This window comes from Georhizobium profundi, from assembly GCF_003952725.1.
GTDB classification, from domain to species: domain Bacteria; phylum Pseudomonadota; class Alphaproteobacteria; order Rhizobiales; family Rhizobiaceae; genus Georhizobium; species Georhizobium profundi.
Genome location: NZ_CP032509.1, coordinates 2,342,886 through 2,361,509, shown reverse-complemented (window position 1 = coordinate 2,361,509; position 18,624 = coordinate 2,342,886). Strand labels below are relative to the sequence as shown.

Here is an 18,624-nt window from a genome sequence, read left to right as displayed (position 1 = left end):
CTCACTCCGCCGCGGCCAGGCCCGCCTTCACCTCGTCGAGGATCTTGCGGCCTTCGCCGGTGCCGATCCGCGCAATGTCTTCCTGGTACTTCAACAGCGTGCCCAGCGTATCCGACACAGTCTGCGGATCGAGCGCCATGCGGTCGAGCTCGGTCAGCGCGCTCGCCCAATCGATCGTCTCGGCCACACCCGGGTTCTTGAAAAGATCGATGGTGCGCAGCTTCTGCACATAGGCCACCACCTGGCGCGATAGATCCGCATTGCAGTTCGGCACCTTGCGCCGCACGATCTCGAGCTCGCGCTCGGCATTGGGATAATCCACCCAATGATAGAGACAGCGGCGCTTCAGTGCGTCGTGGATCTCGCGTGTCCGGTTCGTCGTGATGATCACGATCGGCGGCTCATCCGCCTTGATCGTTCCGATCTCCGGGATCGTCACCTGATAGTCGGACAGCACTTCGAGCAGAAACGCCTCGAAGGCCTCGTCGGTCCGGTCGAGCTCGTCGATGAGGAACACCGGCGCACGGCCGTCCTTGGCCTCCAGTGCCTGCAAAACAGGGCGACGGATCAGATACTTGTCGGAAAAGATGCCCTTCTCGATCGCATTCCGATCTGTGCCGCCCGTCGCTTCCGCCATGCGGATTTCGAGCATCTGCGCCGGATAGTTCCACTCGTAGACGGCCGAGGCGACATCGAGGCCTTCGTAGCATTGGAGCCGGATCAGTGGCCGGTCGAGGCCCTTGGCCAGCACCTTGGCGATTTCGGTCTTGCCGACGCCCGCCTCGCCTTCCAGGAACAGCGGCCGCTTCATCTTCAGCGCCAGAAACACCACCGTCGCCAGATCGCGCCCGGCAACGTAGTCATTGGCATTGAGCAGCGTCAGCGTCTCGTCGATCGAGGCGGGAATGGCGTGTGCGTCGGACATGGCGTCTCCAAGGCTCCTCAGAGGTCCCGGTACTTCCGGTCGAGATAGATGAGAGCCGGTCGGTGTTCGCCCAGCCTCAGTCCGACAACCTGCCCGAACACCACCATATGCGTCGACATGGGCTTTAGTTCGAGCACGCGACAGTCGAAAACCGCGCGCGCATCGGCAAGCGTGGGCGCGCCGGTCGTGATCGTGTCCCACGCGCCAACCGAAAACCGTTCCTCATCCGTCATATCCGCGAAGCCGGAAAAGGCATTGGCGACCGGCACGTGATCGATCGCCAGCGTGTTGATCGCGAAGGAACCCGCGTTGAAGAACGTTTCGTTGCGCGGGTTCGTGCGGTTGATGCAGACCAGCACCGTTGGCGGCGCATCGGACACCGAGCAGCACGCCGTCGCCGTCATGCCGCGTTTGACGCCGTCGAATTCCGCCGTCACCACATGCACATGCCCGGCGAACCGGCTCATGGCTTCGCGATAGTCTTCGGGCGTGATCGACTGCTTGTGAAGCACCAGGAACCTCGAGAAACGTTTGTGGCAGGCAGGCACGAGCCGCGCGCGCCCGCTCCTTTTACATAGGCGGTGAATGACGCAATTACAGGAGCGCTCTTGCGCCTTTGACGGCGCCGTCGTCAATCCGCGCATCGCACATGCGGGCTCAAGCTAAGCATGTCAGGACGCTATTTGATGTTGGAACGGCGGCGCCTTGCGTCTACACATCAGGCTGGAATTTCGAAGGGACGAACCTCGTGGTGAAAGCCGTTGCCAAAAGCTCTGGTCAGGCAGTCGCGCTTGCCGCGGCGGTCGCGATGCTGCCTGCGGCCGCAAGCGCTGAGGAACTGCGTCTCGGCCTCATCGCGCCGACGGATGGCACGCTCGCGATCATCGGCGAACAGGCAGGCATCGCGCTCGATGCCTTTGCAACCTCCCACACCGATCTGTCGGTCACCATCATTGACGCGGTCGAGCCCTGCAGCGATGCGAACGCGGCAGGTGCGGCCGAACTCATGGTTGATTCCGATGTCGATGCCGTCATCGGTCTCTTCTGTGCCGAGACGGTCAACCAGGTGATGCCGATCCTGGCCGATGCCGACATTCCGGCAATCAGCGTCAGCCTGCGAGCCGGCATCGTCATGGAAGATGCGCTGGCGGGCGGTTGGCCGCTCTTCCGCATTGCACCTTCCGCCGAAGCGGAAGCGACGGCGATCGCGCAAGCCATTGCCGCGCGCTGGTCCGACCAGCCCTTCGCGCTGATCGAAGACGGCACGATCTATGGCCGAGATCTCGCCGAAACCGTGCGGCTTGAACTGGAGCAAGGCGGCATCACGCCAAGCTTCATCGACAATTACCGTCCCGCCGAGGAGCTGCAATTCGGCCTCGTCCGACGGCTCGCCGCCGCCGGCGTCAGCCACGTCTTCGTCGGTGGCGACCGGGCCGATGTCGCAATCATGGCGCGCGATGCCGCTCAGGCAGGTCTGAACCTCACCTTCATGGGCGGCGATGCGCTACAGGCTGCCGATGGTGCGGCCCCGCTTCCCGACGGCGTGTTGGCAATGGTCGCCGAACGCCCGGCACCTGACGACGAAGCAGCCGGTGCCATCGAAGCGATCGAAACCCTGCTGCGCGAGCGCGACGATCTCGACCGCCGCGCCGACGACGCCTATCTGCTGCCCATCTACGCCGCCGCCGAAATCGCCGCCGCCGCCAAGGCTCTGGCATCGAGCGCTGAAACGGACCTCGCCGAGACGCTGCGCACGGAAACCTTCGCGACAGCGATCGGACCGGTCGAGTTCGGCACCGACCAGTCCGACGAGGCGCCCTACGTGCTGCGCATTTCGCAGGATGGCCGCCTCGTGCCGCTCGATGGCGCTGAGCGCGCAAGTCGGTAGACACCATGCGCCCCGGGTCGACCAACAGTTTGACGGATGTTTCGGGCCTGCTCGTCGGCAATGCCGAGGATCATCGCCTGAAATCGGGCGTCACCGTCGTCGTCTGCGATCGGCCCGCCACCGCCGCGGTCAAGATCCTTGGCGGTGCGCCCGGCACGCGCGAAACCGATCTTCTTGAGCCCGAAAACACCGTTGCCGCGGTCGATGCCATTGTGCTCGCCGGCGGCTCCGCCTTCGGACTCGATGCAGCCTCGGGCGTCCAGGCGCGCCTGCGTGAAACGGGGCGCGGCTTTGCCGTTGGCGATCACCGCATACCGATCGTGCCGGCCGCCATCCTGTTCGATCTGATGAATGGCGGCGACAAGGCCTGGGGCCGCTACCCGCCCTACCGCGAGCTCGGCTATGATGCCGCACAAGCTGCCGCAAAGACCTTTGCGATCGGCTCCGCTGGCGCCGGCGTCGGCGCGCTCACCGCCGGCCTGAAGGGCGGTCTCGGCACGGCATCCACCGTCCTGTCCGATGGCACGACCATCGCCGCGCTCGTCGCCGTCAATGCCGTCGGCTCCGTCGGGTTCGGCGATCGGGGCCATTTCCTGGCAGCGCCGTTCGAGAAGAATGGCGAATTCGGCGGCCTCGGCCTACCCGCCACCATGCCGCAAGATGCCGACCATATCATCACCAAGCTCAGCACACACGAGCCCGGCGGTGCCACCACGATCGCGGTGATTGCCACCGACGCCGTGCTGACCAAGGCTGAGGCAAAGCGCCTGGCGAGTGCCGCCCATGACGGCTTCGCCCGCGCCATCTGGCCGGCCCATACGCCGATGGATGGCGACCTCATCTTCGCGCTTGCCACCGGCACGAGTGGTCGCGCCTTTGCCGACACTGATGCGATCGCGCTCTGTGCTGCCGCATCGGCCACTATGGCCCGCGCCATCGCGCGCGGCGTCTATGCCGCAACGCCTGCCGAGGGCGACGTCCTGCCCACATGGCGCCAGAAATTCGGGGATGCGCCGCGCTGAGCGCGCCCACGCGCGTTGTGCCGCCCGGCCACAGGTGTTAACGCGTCCGCGCGCCGCCAGAAATCCCGGAGACCCCGCACAATGTCCGCCAAGCGCCCGATCCGTATCGCTCCCTCGATCCTCGCGTCCGACTATGCCCGCCTCGGCGAAGAAGTCCGCGACGTCGTCGAAGCCGGCGCCGACTGGATCCATCTCGACGTGATGGACGGCCATTTCGTTCCGAATATTTCCTACGGTCCCGATGTCATCAAGGCGCTGCGACCCCATACCGACGCGGTCTTCGATTGCCACCTGATGATCGCGCCCACCGACCCCTATCTCGAAGCCTTCGCCAAAGCCGGCTGCGACATCATCACCGTCCATGCCGAAGCCGGCCCGCATCTGCACCGCTCGCTGCAGGCGATCCGTGCGCTCGGCAAGAAGGCCGGCGTCTCGCTCAACCCCGGAACGCCCGAGCATGTCGTCGAATATGTCCTCGACATGGTCGATCTCATCCTCGTCATGAGCGTCAATCCGGGCTTCGGCGGCCAGAAATTCATACCCGGCGTCGTCGAGAAGTGCCGCAAGCTCAATGCCATGATCGGCGACCGGCCGATCGATCTCGAGATCGATGGCGGCATCACGCCCGAGACCGCACCGCTTGCCGCGGCCGCCGGCGTCAACGCGCTCGTCGCCGGTTCGGCCGTCTTCAAGGGTGACGGCGTCGAGGGTTACCGCGCCAATATCGACGCCATCCGCCAGGCCGCCGAGGCCGCGCGCTGAGCGACTTCGTGCACCACATTTGAGCAAGCCGACCAGCTCTGCTAGAGGCTCCGCAGCTTCCCTTTCCATCGTCAAAGACAGGCCCGCCGATGATCCCGCGCTATTCCCGCCCCGACATGGTCGCCATCTGGTCGCCGGAACAGAAGTTCCGCATCTGGTTCGAGATCGAGGCGCATGCTTGCGACGCGCTGGCCGAGCTTGGCGTCATCCCCAAGGAAGCCGCCGCCACCATCTGGGAAAAAGGCGGCAAAGCCGAATTCGACGTCGCCCGCATCGATGAAATCGAAGCCGTCACCAAGCACGACGTCATCGCCTTCCTGACCCATCTTGCCGAATTCATCGGGCCGGACTCCCGCTTCGTGCACCAGGGCATGACCTCGTCGGACGTTCTCGACACGACGCTCAACATCCAACTCGTGCGCGCTGCCGACCTGCTTCTCGCCGATATGGACCGCGTTCTGGCTGCGCTGAAGAAGCGCGCCTTCGAGCACAAGGATACCGTCCGCATCGGTCGCAGCCACGGCATCCATGCCGAGCCGACCACGATGGGCCTCACCTTCGCGCGCTTCTATGCCGAAATGGCGCGCGGCCGCGACCGGCTCGTCGCCGCCCGTGCAGAGATCGCCACCGGCGCGATTTCGGGCGCCGTCGGCACTTTCGCCAATATCGATCCGTCCGTGGAAGAGCATGTCTGCGCCAAGCTCGGCCTGAAGCCCGAGCCGATCTCCACCCAGGTCATTCCGCGCGACCGCCACGCCATGTTCTTCGCAACGCTCGGCGTCATCGCCTCGTCGATCGAAAACGTTGCCATCGAAATCCGGCACATGCAGCGCACCGAGGTCCTGGAAGCGGAAGAGTTCTTCTCGCCCGGCCAGAAGGGCTCGTCCGCCATGCCGCACAAGCGTAACCCGGTGCTTACCGAAAATCTGACCGGTCTCGCCCGCCTCGTCCGTATGTCGGTCACGCCGGCGCTCGAGAATGTCGCACTCTGGCACGAGCGGGACATCAGCCATTCGAGCGTCGAGCGCGCCATTGGCCCGGACACCACGATCACGCTTGACTTCGCGCTGAACCGCCTCGCCGGCGTCATCGAGAAATTGGTGATCTACCCAGACAACATGCTGGCCAACATGAACAAGTTCCGCGGCCTGATCCACTCGCAGCGCGTTCTGCTGGCGCTGACCCAGGCCGGCGTCAGCCGCGAGGATTCCTACCGCCTCGTCCAGCGCAACGCGATGAAGGTCTGGGAGGAAGGCAAGGACTTCCTGACGGAGCTCCTCGCCGACGCTGAAGTCACGGCCGCCCTTTCGGAAGACCAGATCCGCGAGAAGTTCGATCTCGCCTATCACACCAAGCACGTCGACACGATCTTTGTCCGCGTCTTCGGCGAGGCCTGAGCGGCCCCGCCATCCGGTCTGCGCTTAATCGATGATCTGGAAAACGACGAGGGCCGCAATGAAGAGCCCCGTCATGAACAGGAACGGCCTGCGGTCGAACCAGTCGCGCACAGTGGCATCGGCTCCGGCCATGGAGCTGGCAACGCCGTCCGACACGCGCTTGGCCGTCACACGGCTTGCTGTCGGTTCACGGTGAAGCGTCTCGACCTTCGCCCGGCCGCCAAGCTCGACGCCGTCGACCGGCTCGGCATCGCGTCCGGCAGCAGCCGCTGCATCCGTCCGGTTTGCTGTTGAGGTTTGAAGCGCGACGGCAAGTCGCTCAAGCTGCGCCTCGATCCGTGCCATACGCCGCTCCAGCGCTTGCGCGCCATCAGCGGCGTTCGGTGGCGTGACGGTTGCGGCCGACTGGCCGGCGGTCTCTGAAAATTCGTTCGTCATGGTCTGATCCTTTCGTATCTCAACTGAAACGAGGGATTAGACCAAGCCGGCCAAACTGCCCTTGAATGGGCCCATTCAATTCCCATTCAAGGACGTGCAGAAGTCGAGCAACGCAGTTGACATGGCTTCGCCGCAAACGCACATGAGCTTGACCATGAAAGCTGCAGAAACCGATATCCTCATCGTCCCCGGCTACACCAATTCCGGACCTGACCACTGGCAGACCCGCTGGGAAGCGAAGCTCTCCACCGCACGGCGCGTCGAACAGGCCTCATGGTCGAAGCCCGACCGCGCCGAGTGGACCGCGAGCATGGCAGACGCCGTGAACGCGTCGACCCGCCCCGTGATCATCGTTGCGCATTCTCTGGGCGTGGCGACGGCCGTTCAGGCCATTGCGGATTATCGGCGACCGATTGCCGGCGCATTCCTGGTGGCACCGCCCGACGTGGCGAACGAGGCGATCCGACCCAAGCACCTGATGACCTTCGGTCCCTATTCGCGCGAACCCCTGCCGTTCCCCTCGATCGTGGTGGCAAGCCGCAACGACCCATTCTGCGCCTATGACGTCGCCGAGGACATCGCGGGCGCCTGGGGCTCGCTGCTCGTCGACGGTGGCGAGATCGGCCACATCAACGCCGAATCGGGCCACGGCCCCTGGCCCGAGGGGCTTCTGGTCTTCGCGAAATTCCTGCAGAAGCTGAGCCCACCGGTCGTCTGACCGACGAGATCATTACGACCACAGTGGTTCAGCCGTTTCTCGCCTGGTCGAGCATCGTGCTCATGCCGAGCGAGAGATAAGCCCCGTCGTGAATGACGGAGAGCAGGTTGAACCCCATCTTGACGTAGGATTGGGTCCGCGGCGCATCGAAGACGAAAACGCCCGCATGCTTTCCCGCTGCCCTCGCCCGGCGCCCGATGTCGGCAATCGCCTCGGTCATCTCCTCATGGTGCGGATCGACTGCCGCGCCGTTCGTCCACGAGATCGAGAAATCCGAAGGTCCGACGAACACGCCGTCGATCCCCGGAACGGCCAGGATCTCATCGAGCGAGGCAAGCGCCGCCCGCGTCTCGATCATCGCGAAGGCGACCGTCTTGTCATTGGCCGAACTCAGATAGTCCTGGCCCTTCTGGATCCCGCGCATCGACAGCGCGCGTGCCGGCCCCCAGGAACGCTGCCCGACCGGCAGATATTTGGCATGAGCGGCAAACGCCCGCGCATCCTCCACCGAGTTGATCATCGGCGCGATGATGGCGTCCGCGCTGAAATCGAGCGCCCGGCTGACCATGTCGTTTCGCCCGACTGGTATGCGCACGATCGCGGGCTTGCCTGCAGCGGCAATTGCGAGAATCCCGTCATGCACGCTGTCGACGCTGTGGGCGCCATGCTGCATGTCGAGCGTCACCGCTTCGAAATCGGCGCGAGCGAGAAGCTCCACCACAGCGGGCGCGGCGAGCGTCGACCACGCCGTCAGAACCGTTTCACCGGCATTCAGTTTATCGGCAAGCGTCACGATCGCCCTCCTCCCGGCTCAGACGTCAGTTGCTTTGCACCTGCTGGATGGCCTCGGCCATCAGCTCGATCATCTTGCCGCGCAGCTGTTCATCGGAAACATTCGCCCCTGCCGCATCGAGATCGCCGCGCACCTTGCGGAACACGTCCTCGTCGCCCGCTTCCTGGAAATCGGATTTCACCACTTCCTTGGCGTATTCCGCGGCGTCGTCGCCCTTCTTTCCGATCAGGTCGGCTGCCCAAAGTCCCAGAAGCTTGTTGCGCCGCGCTTCGGCCTTGAAGCGCAGGTCGGCGTCATGGGCGAATTTGCTTTCGAATGCCTTCTGGCGGTCGTCCATGCTTGCAGCCATGCGTCGTCTCCCGTTTCCGTTCGCATTTCAGTGCCTGTTCGGCACCGTCGGGGCGGACTATGGTCGGATTCCATGTCGTTGAAAAGGCAGCCCGCAACGATGTCGCAGAGAAGCGATGCAGTGCCTGAGACGAAAAGGTCGGGCATGGCCGGAACGGAACAATTGTGTCCGCACGCCATATCGGATAAGCACTCGCCACGACACAACGACCATCATCCGGGCAGGACCTGGCTGCGCTGACCAAGCCGCTTGAACACCCTTGCCCGCCACTCAAGAGTAAAAGATCATCATGAACCGTCGCCGCCGCATCTACGAAGGCAAGGCCAAGATCCTTTATGAAGGACCGGAGCCTGGCACTCTGATCCAGTTCTTCAAGGACGACGCGACCGCGTTCAACAAGAAGAAGCACGATGTCATCGACGGCAAGGGCGTCCTCAACAACAGGATTTCCGAATACGTCTTCACGCATCTGAACCGGATCGGCATCCCGACGCACTTCATCAAGCGGCTCAACATGCGCGAGCAGCTGATCAAGGAAGTCGAGATCATTCCGCTCGAGATCGTGGTGCGCAACGTCGCCGCCGGCTCGCTCGCCAAGCGCCTCGGCATCGAGGAAGGCACCGTCCTGCCGCGCTCCATCATCGAGTTCTATTACAAGGCCGATGCGCTCGACGACCCGATGGTCTCCGAAGAGCACATCACCGCCTTCGGCTGGGCAAGCCCGCAAGAGATCGACGACATCATGGCGCTCGCCATCCGCGTCAACGATTTCCTCACCGGCCTCTTCCTCGGCGTCGGCATCCAGCTCGTCGACTTCAAGATCGAATGCGGCCGCCTCTTCGAAGGCGACATGATGCGCATCATCGTGGCCGACGAAATCTCGCCCGACTCGTGCCGTCTCTGGGATATCCAGACCAACGAGAAGATGGACAAGGACCGCTTCCGCCGCGACCTCGGCGGTCTCGTCGAAGCCTACCAGGAAGTTGCGCGCCGCCTCGGCATCATGAACGAGAACGAACCCGTCCGCGGCACCGGCCCCGTCCTGGTTAAATAGCATCCGAGGAAAAGACGAGTGATCAAGGCACGCGTAACCGTAACGCTCAAGAACGGTGTCCTCGACCCGCAGGGCAAAGCGATAGAAGGCGCCCTCGGCGCACTCGGCTTCGACGGCGTCGGCCATGTCCGCCAGGGCAAGGTCTTCGACCTGGAATTGCAGACCGACGACCGCACGAAAGCCGAATCCGACCTCAAGGCCATGTGCGACAAGCTCCTGGCCAACACGGTGATCGAGGATTATTCTATCCACATCGCCTGATGGTTGTACCCCTGGGCTGAGCCCGAGGGTCTGGATGGGAGACGGTCGCCGTGACCGATGTGACGAACGAACTGATGTTCGAATTGCTCAAGAAGATGCAGTCCGACATGTCATCGATGGGGTCGGAGATCACAGGCGTCCGACAGGAATTGACCTCGATCCGAGGTCACCTGCTGTCAATCCAGACAGATGTCGGCAACATCTATCGCAAGATCGATCGCCACGACGAACAGCTTGACCGCATCGAGCGTCGCCTCGAACTGCGCGAGTTGGCTGAACCGCAGCACCCCTTCGAACACGGATGCTTGTCAAAGTGCCGTGCGCACGTCCCACAGTTCCGGAAAGAACGAGCGGTCGAGAGCCGTCTTCAAATAGCCGACGCCGGATGAACCGCCGGTGCCCTGTTTGAAGCCGATGATGCGCTGCACCGTCTTCATGTGGCGGAAGCGCCATTGCTGGAACTTGTCTTCCACGTCGACCAGTTTCTCCGCCAGCTCGTAGAGCTCGAAATAGCGGTCCGTGTTGCGGTAGACCGTCAGCCAGGTGTCGCGCAGCGCCTCGCTATAGGCGTGGTTGCGCGAAAAATCGCGGTTGAGAAGCGCGTCGGGCACCGGCAGGCCCTGCCGCGCCAGAAGTGCGATCGCCTCGTCGTAGAGGCTCGGCGCCTTGAACGCCGCCTGCAGGCGCGCATGGTGCTCGGCGTGGTGGCGGTGCGGCGCAAGCATCTTCTCGTCCTTGGCGCCGAGCTTCATCTCCATCATCCGGTACTGGTGAGACTGGAACCCGGACGATTGCCCAAGTGCGGCGCGAAACGTCAGATAGTCGGAGGGCGTCATGGTGGAAAGCACGTCCCAGGCCGAGACCAGCTGCTCCTGAATGCGGGCCACGCGGGCAAGCGCCTTGAAGGCGACGCCCGGCCGATCTTGCCTTATCGCGGCCATCGCGAAATCCAGTTCGTGCAGGATTAGCGATATCCACAATTCCTGCACGTGATGGATGACGATGAACAGCGGCTCGTCGGGCTCGCTGGTCAGCGGTTTTTGCGCGGAAAGCAGCGTATCGAGCTGCAGATAGTCGCCATAGGACATGCGATCGGTGAAATCGAGGTCGATGCTTGCTTCGACGCGGCTGTCCTGGTCGTTCGTCATGCCCTGCTCCGAAATGCCGCATTCAGGCATATTCGCCACAAGAAACCGCCGCAATACCCTCGCCTTCACGGCTGCCATGTTCTAGAAGCGGTGCGAAGTCCTTCCACCGATCCGGACGCTCCCATGAAGTCAGCCGTCATCATCCTTCCGGGCCTCAATCGCGACCGCGACATGATCGCGGCGCTGACCAAGATATCGGGCACGCCGCCCATCACGGTCTGGCAGACGGAAACCACCATCCCCGCCGATGTGGACCTCATCGTGATCCCTGGCGGGTTCTCCTATGGCGATTATCTGCGCTGCGGCGCGATCGCGGCGCGCATGCCCGTCATGCAGGCGGTCCGCGATGCGGTGGCGCGCGGCACGCGCGTCATCGGCGTCTGCAACGGGTTCCAGATCCTGCTGGAAGCCGGCCTCCTGCCCGGCGCGCTGATGCGCAACGCCTCGCTGAAGTTCGTCTGCCGCGAAGTGAAGCTCGAGGTCGTCAACACCCAGACAGCCTTCACCAGCCTCTACACCAAGGGCCAGATCATCCGCTGCCCGGTCGCCCATCACGACGGCAACTTCTTTGCCGACCCGGACACGCTTGCGCGCATCGAGGATCAGGGCCAGGTCGTCTTCCGCTATGCCGAAGGCACCAACCCGAATGGCTCGCTCAACGACATCGCCGGCCTCGTCAACGAACGCGGCAACGTGCTCGGCCTGATGCCGCATCCGGAAAATCTCATCGAAACCGCCCATGGCGGTGCCGATGGTCGCCCGCTGTTCGAAGCCGCTCTCGGTGCCGTCGCGGCATGATGTCTGCCTCGCGCCTTGCCCTGATCGCAGCGCTCGCCCTGCTCGCCGGCTGCCAGACGCAACCTTCGGCCGAAGTGCCGGCTGAGGTCGCTTCGTCGGAGAAGAGCGCGGCGCTGCGCAATATGGAGCAGGTGGCAATCGCGGCCCACCGCTGCTGGTTCGCCAGCCGCGATCCGGTCTTTGCCGGCTACAGCTTCGCCAACGAGTTGAATTCCTTTTCCGGCCAGCCGCGCTTCCTCCTGGTTCCGCGCGGCGATTTCGGCGGCAGGCCGCTTCTGGTCGTCCAGGCCTCCGGCGCCGCCGGAACCGTGACGAGCTTTGGCCCGCTGCTCGATGGCGCTGCCGGTCCCCGCATCCGCGGCGATATCGCGCGCTTCGCCAGCGGCGACGCCTCCTGCGGGACATCCGCCTGATCACCGCCCCGATCACCTCGCTTAACCGACGCCGACAGATCCGAGATGCCCATGCTCCCTGAAAAGATCGCCATCACCCCGGAATTGATCGAAGCCCATGGGCTGAAGCCGGACGAGTATCAGCGCATTCTCGACCTGATCGGGCGCGAGCCGACCTTCACAGAGCTCGGCATCTTCTCGGCCATGTGGAACGAGCACTGTTCCTACAAATCCTCCAAGCGCTGGCTGCGCACGCTTCCGACCACGGGCCCGCAGGTCATCCAGGGCCCCGGCGAAAATGCCGGTGTCGTCGATATCGGCGATGGCGACTGCGTGGTCTTCAAGATGGAGAGCCACAACCACCCCTCCTACATCGAACCCTATCAGGGCGCGGCGACCGGCGTCGGCGGCATCCTGCGTGACGTCTTCACCATGGGCGCGCGGCCGATCGCGGCGATGAACGCGCTGCGTTTCGGTGCTCCGGATCACCCGAAGACCCGCCACCTCGTCTCCGGCGTCGTCGCCGGCGTCGGCGGCTACGGCAATTCCTTCGGCGTGCCGACCGTCGGCGGCGAAGTCGAATTCGATGCCCGCTACAACGGCAACTGCCTCGTCAACGCCTTTGCCGCCGGCCTCGCAAAGACTGATGCGATCTTCTATTCCAAGGCCGAAGGCGTCGGCCTGCCCGTCGTCTATCTCGGTGCCAAGACAGGCCGCGACGGCGTCGGCGGCGCCACCATGGCCTCTGCCGAATTCGACGAGAAGATCGAGGAGAAGCGCCCGACCGTGCAGGTCGGCGATCCCTTTACCGAGAAGTGCCTGCTCGAAGCCTGCATGGAATTGATGGCGTCGGGCGCCGTCATCGCCATCCAGGACATGGGTGCGGCCGGTCTCACCTGCTCGGCGGTCGAGATGGGCGCCAAGGGCGACCTCGGCATCGAGCTCGATCTCGACAAGGTGCCCGTGCGCGAAGAGGCGATGAGCGCCTATGAGATGATGCTGTCGGAAAGCCAGGAGCGCATGCTCATGGTGCTGCGCCCCGAAAAGGAAGCGGAAGCCGAGGCGATCTTCACCAAATGGGGGCTGGATTTCGCCATCGTCGGCAAGACGACGGACGATCTGCGCTTCCGCATCCTCCACCAGGGCGTCGAAGTCGCGAACCTGCCGATCAAGGAACTGGGCGACGAGGCACCGGAATATGATCGCCCATGGCGCGAGCCCGGCCTCTATTCGCCGCTGCCGGCAAGCCAGATCGAGGAGCCCGCCGATTACGGCCAGGCGATTCTCGATCTCGTCGGCTCGCCCAATAATGCCTCGCGCCGCTGGGTCTACGAGCAATATGACACGCTGATCCAGGGCAATTCGCTGCAATTGCCGGGTGGCGATGCCGGCGTGGTGCGCGTCGAAGGCCATGCGACCAAGGCGCTTGCCTTCTCGTCCGACGTGACGCCGCGCTATTGCGAGGCGGATGCCTTCGAGGGCGGCAAGCAGGCCGTGGCCGAATGCTGGCGCAACATCACAGCGGTCGGTGCCGAGCCGCTCGCCGCCACCGACAACCTCAATTTCGGCAATCCCGAGCGCCCGGAGATCATGGGCCAGCTCGTCAAGGCCATCGAGGGCATCGGTGAAGCCTGCCGCGTGCTGGGCTTCCCGATCGTCTCGGGCAACGTCTCGCTCTACAACGAGACCAATGGCGAGGCGATCCTGCCCACGCCCACCATTGCCGGGGTCGGCATCCTGCCCGATTGGCAGCAGATGGCCCGCATCGGTGGCGCCAAGGCCGGTGATGCAGTCATTCTGCTCGGTGGTGATGGCACCCATCTCGGCCAGTCGGTCTATCTGCGAGATGTCCTCGGCCAGGCCGATGGTCCGCCGCCGCCGGTCGATCTGGCGCTCGAAAAGCGCAATGGCGATTTCGTGCGCTCGGCCATCCGCAACGGTCAGGTGACGAGCTGCCACGATATTTCCAGCGGCGGTCTCGCCATCACGATTGCAGAAATGGCGTTGGCCTCCGGTCACGGCATGGAACTGTCGCTCGAAAGCGCGTCGCAGTCGTCCGGCCAGCCGCTCCATGCGCTGCTGTTCGGCGAGGATCAGGCCCGCTATGTCGTCACCGTTCCGGCCGATCTCGCCAATTTCGTCTGCATGAATGCCGAAGGCGCCGGCGTGCCGTTCCGCCGCCTGGGCACAATTGCCGGCGACGCGCTGAAAGTGGATGACCGCTTCGCTATCCCGCTTCGCCAATTGCGCGACGCCCATGAAACGTGGTTCCCTCACTATATGGAGAACCAGATGGCCGCCGCAGTGGCCTGACCCGCCGCCTATCCTGGCCGACGTCGAACAAGGAGACCCTCACCCATGCCGATGAGTGCCGGTGACATCGAGAAAATGATCAAGGAAGGCATTCCGGATGCGCGCGTGACCATCCGCGATCTCGCCGGCGACGGCGATCACTATGCCGCCGAAGTCGTCTCGGAGAGCTTTCGCGGCAAGAACCGCGTGCAGCAGCACCAGATGGTCTACAACGCGCTCAAGGGCAACATGGGCGGCGTGCTTCATGCACTCGCACTGCAAACCAGCGCCCCGGACTGACTAGGCTTCAACCCAGCTTCGTCGGTGGCTGCCTTGAGCGCAAACTCGACAAGGCCTGCCCGATCTCCTATCTAGAGGCCACCGACACCAATCCGTTGCCGGCGCCTCGACCGGCAAACGAAGGACATTCTCATGAGCGCGATCAACGATTTCATCGACAATGAAGTGAAGAACAACGACGTCGTCCTCTTCATGAAGGGCACGCCCCAGTTCCCACAATGCGGTTTCTCCGGCCAGGTCGTGCAGATTCTCGACTATGTCGGCGTCGACTATAAAGGCATCAACGTTCTGGCCGATGCCGATCTGCGCCAGGGCATCAAGGACTACTCCAACTGGCCGACGATCCCGCAGCTCTACGTGAAGGGCGAATTCGTCGGCGGTTGCGACATCATCCGCGAGATGTTCCAGAACCAGGAACTGCAGTCGCATTTTGCCGACAAGGGCGTCGCGGTTCGCAGCAACGCCTGAGCTCGTCTAGCTCCATCAACTGATCCGAAAGCCGCGCCCGCCGCGGCTTTCATCGTTTTGGGTGATCCTTCGATACAGATCGTTCATCCATTGCCGGACGATTTCCGGTTGCGTTGACACCGATCCCGGCTAGTCTCTTCGCGCTCGCAGCAATTTTCTGCACCTGACACCCGTCCGTGCCGCCTTGCGCACGCCTCGGGTCTTTCGCCTTTCGGCACCCGAGGTTCCCATGGACGACCAACCGATACGATCGGCAGCCCATGCCGCATCGCGAGATGCCGTCGCTGCACCACCGGCGCCCGCGGGACCACCGCCGCCTCTGTCGCGGATGGAATTCATCGCGATGGTCGCCTCGCTAATGGCGCTCAACGCGCTGTCGATCGACATCATGCTGCCGAGCCTTCAGCAGATCGGCGAATCGCTCGGCGTCGCCGATGCCAATCAGCGCCAGCTCGTTCTCTCTGCCTACGTGGTCGGTTTCGGCGGCGCCCAGCTTTTCTTCGGGCCGATCGCCGACCGCTTCGGGCGCCGCAAGCCGCTTCTGATCGGCATCGTCATCTACGCCGTCTGCGCGCTGCTGGCCGCCTTTTCCTCGAGTTTCGGCATGCTGCTGCTGTTGCGCATGGCGCAAGGCATCGGCGCTGCAGCCACCCGCGTCATCGCCGTCACGCTGGTGCGCGATGTCTTCGGCGGCCGTCAGATGGCGGAGATCATGTCGATCGTCATGATGGTGTTCATGGTTGTGCCTGTCCTGGCGCCGGGCTTCGGCCAACTGATCATGCTCTTCGGCGAGTGGCACCTGATCTTTGTGTTCATCGCGCTCGTCGCGCTTGCGGTGCTGGCATGGGTCGCCCTTCGCTTGCCCGAGACGCTGAAGCCGGCCGATCGCCGGGAGCTGCGCTTCGGCAAGATCATGGAAGCCTTCCGCATCGTGCTGTCGAACCGCATGTCGGTCTGCTACGCCTTCGCCACCGCGGCGGTTTTCGGCGCCATGTTCGGCTTCTTGAACTCCGCGCAACAGATCTTCGTCGAAGTCTACGGCCTCGGTGTCTGGTTCCCGGCGGTCTTCGCGCTGGTCGCAACCTTCATGGCGCTCTCCTCCTTCATCAATTCGCGCCTCGTCGGCCGCTTCGGCATGCGCACCCTGTCCCATGGCGCGCTGGTCGGCTTCATGTCGGTCTGCTTCGTCTGGCTGCTCGCGTCTCTGGTCGGCACCCTGCCGCTCTGGCTCTTCCTCGTCTTCTTCATCGCGGCCATGTTTCAGTTCGGCTGGATCGGCGCGAACTTCAACGCACTCGCCATGGAGCCATTGGGCCATGTGGCCGGCACCGCTTCCTCTGTCCTCGGGTTCCTCCAGACGGCAGGTGGCGGCCTGATCGGCGCGCTGATCGGCCAGCTCTATAACGGCACCGCGCTGCCACTGGTCGCCGGCTTCTGCGCCGTGTCCTTCATCGCATTCGTTCTCGTGCTGGTCGCCGAACGCGGCCGCCTCTTTTCAAGATTATGATCGGGATCGTCCCATGAACGAGAATTCCCCCATCGGCCGCGCTGCCGCCACTCCGGCCCCCAACCCGGCCCCCGCTCCGCTCAACGGATCGGACCGGGCCGGCATCGGCTTTTACGAGTTCATCGGGCTCGCCGCCGCCCTCACCTCGATCATCGCGCTGTCGATCGACATCATGCTGCCGGCGCTCCCCGCGATCGGCGAGGCGCTCGGCGTCGTCAATGAGAACGACCGTCAGGCCGTCATCACCGTCTTCGCCCTCGGCTTCGGGCTCGCCCAGATCCTCTTCGGCCCGCTGTCGGATCGCTTCGGCCGCAGGCCCGTCCTGCTTCCCGGCATCGCAGTCTATGCGGCTGCCTCGCTGGCCGTGCTCTTCGTCGATGATTTCAACACGCTGCTGGTGCTGCGACTCATCCAGGGCATCGGGGCCGCGTCGGTGCGCATTATCGTCACTGCGATTGTGCGCGATTGCTATGGCGGCCGCGACATGGCGCGCGTCATGTCCTATGTCTTCACCGTGTTCATGATCGTGCCGATCATGGCGCCCGCGGTCGGCCAGGCGATCCTGCTGGTCGCGGAATGGCAGGCGATCTTCGCCTTCCTCGGTGCCGCCGCCTTCCTCTTTGCCGGCTGGACGGGCTTCCGCCTCAAGGAGACGCTTCCGGTCGCCGAGCGCATCGAGCTGTCGTTCAAGGGCCTCGTCTACGCGTTCGGCGAAGTGTTCCGTTCGCGTCTCGCCGTCGGCTACACGCTGGGCTCGCTGCTGCTCTTCGGCGCGCTCTTCTCGTTCATCGTGTCGATCCAGCAGGTGTACGATTCGATCTACGGCATGGGCGACTGGTTCGCGCTCGGCTTTGCGCTCAGCGCCGTCGGCATGGCGATTACATCGATCCTCAACGGCCGCTATGTGCAGCGCTACGGCATGCGCCTCATCTCGCACGGCGCCCTCATTGCCATGATGAGCTTCGGAGCGATCCTGCTCGTCCTCAGCCTGTTCGGCACGCCGAACTTCTATGTGGCGAACATCCTGCTTGCCTGCTGCATGCTGTCCTTCGGGCTGGTGGCGAACAACTTCAACTCCATCGCCATGGAGCCGCTCGGCCACATCGCCGGCACCGCGTCCTCGGTCATCGGCGTCATATCGTTCACCGGCGGCGCGCTGCTTGGCGGCATGATCGGCCAAGCCTTCAACGGCACGCTCATCCCGCTCTCACTGGCCTTCTCAGGCTTCGGCGGCATCGCGCTGGTGATCGTGCTCATCACCGAACGGGGCAAGCTCTTCGTCAGGCCGGTGGATTGATCGCGCCGAAATCGAAGAGCTTAGGGTCGAGCAGATGCGAAGGTCGGGCATTGGCCAAGGCCTTCAGCATCGTGTCCTTGCGACCCGGCATGCGCCGTTCGATGTCGGAAAGCATCGCCTTCATCGCATTGCGCTGAAGCCCGTCCTGCGAGCCACAGAGGTCGCAGGGAATGATGGGAAATTCCATGGCGCTGGCGAACTTCGCCAGCTCGTCCTCGGCACAATAGGCAAGCGGGCGCAGCACCAGAAGGTCGCCCTCGTCGTTCAGGAGCTTGGGCGGCATCGCCGCCAGCTTGCCGCCGTGGAAGAGGTTCAGAAAAAACGTTTCCAGAATATCGTCGCGGTGATGGCCGAGCACCAGCGCCTCGCAGCCTTCCTCACGCGCGATCCGATAGAGATTGCCGCGCCTCAAGCGCGAGCAGAGCGCGCAATAGGTGGCCCCTTCCGGCACCTTCTCCTTCACCACCGAATAGGTGTCGCGATATTCGATCCGGTGCGCAATGCCGTTGCGGGTGAGAAACTCCGGCAGAACGTGCTTCGGAAAATTCGGCTGCCCCTGGTCGAGATTGCAGGCGATGAGATCGACCGGCAGAAGCCCGCGCCACTGCAATTCGCTCAAGACGGCAAGCAGCGCATAGGAATCCTTGCCGCCCGATAGCGCGACGAGCCAGCGCGGACGCGTCGTCCCCGTTTCCGGCCGCAGCATCTGGAAATCCTCGATCGCCTGGCGCGTCTGCCGCAACAGCCGCTTGCGCAGCTTGTTGAACGTCACCGACGAAGGCGCATTCGCCATGATCGGCGGATAGTCGCCGGCA

The 18,624-nt window shown here is 63.8% G+C and carries 22 protein-coding genes; 14 read left to right on the top strand and 8 right to left on the bottom strand.

All coding sequences use genetic code 11. The features are described 5' to 3' along the window. Position 1: 1 nt before the first annotated feature. Entirely contained in the window at positions 2–925 is a 924-nt protein-coding gene (locus tag D5400_RS11175; protein WP_126010092.1) for an AAA family ATPase, read from the bottom strand. Between the two features lie 17 nt (positions 926–942). Beyond that, entirely contained in the window at positions 943–1,437 is a 495-nt protein-coding gene (locus tag D5400_RS11170) for a flavin reductase (RefSeq protein ID WP_126010091.1), read from the bottom strand. Positions 1,438–1,673: 236 nt separating this feature from the next. Here D5400_RS11170 and D5400_RS11165 point away from each other — a divergent pair, with 236 nt between their 5' ends. The 4 genes from D5400_RS11165 (at position 1,674) to purB (ending at position 5,994) form a co-directional block, all read left to right on the top strand. Further along, positions 1,674–2,813, top strand: coding sequence for an ABC transporter substrate-binding protein (locus tag D5400_RS11165; RefSeq protein ID WP_164527863.1), 1,140 nt, complete (start codon positions 1,674–1,676; stop codon positions 2,811–2,813). A gap of 5 nt (positions 2,814–2,818) precedes the next feature. Then, the gene (locus D5400_RS11160; protein ID WP_126010089.1) at positions 2,819–3,835 is read left to right on the top strand and encodes a P1 family peptidase; all 1,017 of its coding nucleotides are present in this window, start codon (positions 2,819–2,821) and stop codon (positions 3,833–3,835) included. An 81-nt stretch (positions 3,836–3,916) separates the two neighbouring features. Continuing rightward, a complete protein-coding gene (rpe, locus tag D5400_RS11155; protein WP_126010088.1) occupies positions 3,917–4,597 on the top strand; it encodes a ribulose-phosphate 3-epimerase in 681 nt (226 codons plus the stop codon). A gap of 89 nt (positions 4,598–4,686) precedes the next feature. Beyond that, positions 4,687–5,994: an adenylosuccinate lyase gene (gene purB / locus D5400_RS11150; RefSeq protein WP_126010087.1), complete on the top strand. Its 1,308-nt coding sequence runs from the start codon at positions 4,687–4,689 to the stop codon at positions 5,992–5,994. Positions 5,995–6,018: 24 nt separating this feature from the next. Here the strand turns inward: purB and D5400_RS11145 are convergent, their stop codons facing one another. Next, positions 6,019–6,432 carry a hypothetical protein gene (locus tag D5400_RS11145; RefSeq protein WP_126010086.1) on the bottom strand — a complete coding sequence of 138 codons (414 nt, stop codon included), beginning with the start codon at positions 6,430–6,432 and terminating at the stop codon, positions 6,019–6,021. A 154-nt stretch (positions 6,433–6,586) separates the two neighbouring features. On the opposite strand from D5400_RS11145, the gene D5400_RS11140 reads away from it, so the two are divergent. Beyond that, the gene (locus D5400_RS11140; protein ID WP_126010085.1) at positions 6,587–7,150 is read left to right on the top strand and encodes an RBBP9/YdeN family alpha/beta hydrolase; all 564 of its coding nucleotides are present in this window, start codon (positions 6,587–6,589) and stop codon (positions 7,148–7,150) included. A gap of 28 nt (positions 7,151–7,178) precedes the next feature. On the opposite strand, the gene D5400_RS11135 is transcribed toward D5400_RS11140, so the two are convergent. Both D5400_RS11135 and D5400_RS11130 read right to left on the bottom strand, forming a co-directional pair. Next, positions 7,179–7,943 carry an HpcH/HpaI aldolase family protein gene (locus D5400_RS11135; RefSeq protein WP_126010084.1) on the bottom strand — a complete coding sequence of 255 codons (765 nt, stop codon included), beginning with the start codon at positions 7,941–7,943 and terminating at the stop codon, positions 7,179–7,181. Positions 7,944–7,968: 25 nt separating this feature from the next. After that, positions 7,969–8,292: a DUF1476 domain-containing protein gene (locus D5400_RS11130; protein ID WP_126010083.1), complete on the bottom strand. Its 324-nt coding sequence runs from the start codon at positions 8,290–8,292 to the stop codon at positions 7,969–7,971. Between the two features lie 289 nt (positions 8,293–8,581). On the opposite strand from D5400_RS11130, the gene purC reads away from it, so the two are divergent. Both purC and purS read left to right on the top strand, forming a co-directional pair. Then, positions 8,582–9,346 (top strand): phosphoribosylaminoimidazolesuccinocarboxamide synthase, encoded by a 765-nt coding sequence (purC, locus tag D5400_RS11125; RefSeq protein ID WP_126010082.1) that lies wholly within the window; start codon positions 8,582–8,584, stop codon positions 9,344–9,346. Positions 9,347–9,364: 18 nt separating this feature from the next. Next, positions 9,365–9,607: a phosphoribosylformylglycinamidine synthase subunit PurS gene (gene purS, locus D5400_RS11120; RefSeq protein WP_126010081.1), complete on the top strand. Its 243-nt coding sequence runs from the start codon at positions 9,365–9,367 to the stop codon at positions 9,605–9,607. Positions 9,608–9,783: 176 nt separating this feature from the next. Here the strand turns inward: purS and D5400_RS21705 are convergent, their stop codons facing one another. Next, a complete protein-coding gene (locus tag D5400_RS21705; protein WP_280987440.1) occupies positions 9,784–9,906 on the bottom strand; it encodes a hypothetical protein in 123 nt (40 codons plus the stop codon). A gap of 9 nt (positions 9,907–9,915) precedes the next feature. Further along, positions 9,916–10,755, bottom strand: a complete 840-nt coding sequence (gene kynA / locus D5400_RS11110) for a tryptophan 2,3-dioxygenase (RefSeq protein ID WP_205665460.1) — start codon at positions 10,753–10,755, stop codon at positions 9,916–9,918. A 123-nt stretch (positions 10,756–10,878) separates the two neighbouring features. Here kynA and purQ point away from each other — a divergent pair, with 123 nt between their 5' ends. The 7 genes from purQ to D5400_RS11075 all read left to right on the top strand — a co-directional run bounded on the left by purQ (position 10,879) and on the right by D5400_RS11075 (position 17,809). Then, complete coding sequence (purQ, locus tag D5400_RS11105) at positions 10,879–11,553, top strand: phosphoribosylformylglycinamidine synthase subunit PurQ (protein ID WP_126010080.1); 675 nt, start codon at positions 10,879–10,881, stop codon at positions 11,551–11,553. Beyond that, positions 11,550–11,966 carry a hypothetical protein gene (locus D5400_RS11100; RefSeq protein WP_126010079.1) on the top strand — a complete coding sequence of 139 codons (417 nt, stop codon included), beginning with the start codon at positions 11,550–11,552 and terminating at the stop codon, positions 11,964–11,966. The genes purQ and D5400_RS11100 overlap by 4 nt, the downstream gene beginning before the upstream one ends. A gap of 51 nt (positions 11,967–12,017) precedes the next feature. Next, on the top strand, positions 12,018–14,258 hold the full coding sequence (gene purL, locus D5400_RS11095; RefSeq protein WP_126010078.1) for a phosphoribosylformylglycinamidine synthase subunit PurL: 2,241 nt from the start codon (positions 12,018–12,020) through the stop codon (positions 14,256–14,258). A 45-nt stretch (positions 14,259–14,303) separates the two neighbouring features. After that, on the top strand, positions 14,304–14,537 hold the full coding sequence (locus D5400_RS11090; RefSeq protein WP_126010077.1) for a BolA/IbaG family iron-sulfur metabolism protein: 234 nt from the start codon (positions 14,304–14,306) through the stop codon (positions 14,535–14,537). Positions 14,538–14,669: 132 nt separating this feature from the next. Next, the gene (grxD, locus tag D5400_RS11085) at positions 14,670–15,005 is read left to right on the top strand and encodes a Grx4 family monothiol glutaredoxin (RefSeq protein ID WP_126010076.1); all 336 of its coding nucleotides are present in this window, start codon (positions 14,670–14,672) and stop codon (positions 15,003–15,005) included. Between the two features lie 319 nt (positions 15,006–15,324). Beyond that, entirely contained in the window at positions 15,325–16,512 is a 1,188-nt protein-coding gene (locus D5400_RS11080; protein WP_126013119.1) for a multidrug effflux MFS transporter, read from the top strand. A 13-nt stretch (positions 16,513–16,525) separates the two neighbouring features. Next, positions 16,526–17,809 (top strand): multidrug effflux MFS transporter, encoded by a 1,284-nt coding sequence (locus D5400_RS11075; protein WP_126010075.1) that lies wholly within the window; start codon positions 16,526–16,528, stop codon positions 17,807–17,809. Here the strand turns inward: D5400_RS11075 and ttcA are convergent. After that, positions 17,793–18,602 (bottom strand): tRNA 2-thiocytidine(32) synthetase TtcA, encoded by an 810-nt coding sequence (gene ttcA / locus D5400_RS11070; RefSeq protein WP_126013116.1) that lies wholly within the window; start codon positions 18,600–18,602, stop codon positions 17,793–17,795. The two genes, D5400_RS11075 and ttcA, sit on opposite strands and share 17 nt — an antisense overlap. Positions 18,603–18,624 lie beyond the last annotated feature (22 nt).

Bases quoted from the DNA above. Each gene is read 5' to 3' on its own strand.
- D5400_RS11175 (WP_126010092.1), bottom strand. From the start codon at position 925: ATGTCCGACGCACACGCCATTCCCGCCTCGATCGACGAGACGCTGACG.
- D5400_RS11160 (WP_126010089.1), top strand. From the start codon at position 2,819: ATGCGCCCCGGGTCGACCAACAGTTTGACGGATGTTTCGGGCCTGCTC.
- rpe (WP_126010088.1), top strand. From the start codon at position 3,917: ATGTCCGCCAAGCGCCCGATCCGTATCGCTCCCTCGATCCTCGCGTCC.
- purB (WP_126010087.1), top strand. From the start codon at position 4,687: ATGATCCCGCGCTATTCCCGCCCCGACATGGTCGCCATCTGGTCGCCG.
- D5400_RS11145 (WP_126010086.1), bottom strand. From the start codon at position 6,432: ATGACGAACGAATTTTCAGAGACCGCCGGCCAGTCGGCCGCAACCGTC.
- D5400_RS11140 (WP_126010085.1), top strand. From the start codon at position 6,587: ATGAAAGCTGCAGAAACCGATATCCTCATCGTCCCCGGCTACACCAAT.
- D5400_RS11130 (WP_126010083.1), bottom strand. From the start codon at position 8,292: ATGGCTGCAAGCATGGACGACCGCCAGAAGGCATTCGAAAGCAAATTC.
- purC (WP_126010082.1), top strand. From the start codon at position 8,582: ATGAACCGTCGCCGCCGCATCTACGAAGGCAAGGCCAAGATCCTTTAT.
- kynA (WP_205665460.1), bottom strand. From the start codon at position 10,755: ATGACGAACGACCAGGACAGCCGCGTCGAAGCAAGCATCGACCTCGAT.
- purQ (WP_126010080.1), top strand. From the start codon at position 10,879: ATGAAGTCAGCCGTCATCATCCTTCCGGGCCTCAATCGCGACCGCGAC.
- D5400_RS11100 (WP_126010079.1), top strand. From the start codon at position 11,550: ATGATGTCTGCCTCGCGCCTTGCCCTGATCGCAGCGCTCGCCCTGCTC.
- purL (WP_126010078.1), top strand. From the start codon at position 12,018: ATGCTCCCTGAAAAGATCGCCATCACCCCGGAATTGATCGAAGCCCAT.
- D5400_RS11090 (WP_126010077.1), top strand. From the start codon at position 14,304: ATGCCGATGAGTGCCGGTGACATCGAGAAAATGATCAAGGAAGGCATT.
- grxD (WP_126010076.1), top strand. From the start codon at position 14,670: ATGAGCGCGATCAACGATTTCATCGACAATGAAGTGAAGAACAACGAC.
- D5400_RS11075 (WP_126010075.1), top strand. From the start codon at position 16,526: ATGAACGAGAATTCCCCCATCGGCCGCGCTGCCGCCACTCCGGCCCCC.
- ttcA (WP_126013116.1), bottom strand. From the start codon at position 18,602: ATGGCGAATGCGCCTTCGTCGGTGACGTTCAACAAGCTGCGCAAGCGG.